General features: G+C 73.6%; 1 protein-coding gene. It reads right to left on the bottom strand.

Going from position 1 to position 239, the window contains the following annotated elements; translation table 11 throughout:
* On the bottom strand, positions 1–239 hold a 239-nt coding region (locus ACSNOK_RS36060), incomplete at both ends, for a hypothetical protein (protein ID WP_436784869.1).

The following is a 239-nucleotide window of genomic DNA, read 5'->3' as shown; positions in this document are numbered from 1 at the left end:
GGCGTGGGATGGTGCAGGAACTGCAGCGCGTCACGCAGGCTGAACAGCGGCGGCAGCCCGCCGTTGCCGTGGAAATGGGCCACGGGCGGGTGCTCTCCTGCGGGCAGCGTATCGGAGAGGTCGGCCCGCAGCATCGCCGTGGCCGCTGCGCGGCGGATATAGGCCTGGGGCAGTCCTGCCGCCACCGGATAGACGGGCGTGAGCGCCGTGGGCAGATCCCCCCCGGCCGCGCGGAACGC

This window comes from Streptomyces sp. URMC 126 (genome assembly GCF_051386555.1).
Taxonomy (GTDB): Bacteria; Actinomycetota; Actinomycetes; order Streptomycetales; family Streptomycetaceae; genus Streptomyces.
Note: the sequence above shows the minus strand (reverse complement) of the source record. Positions and strands in the feature narration are given on the sequence as shown.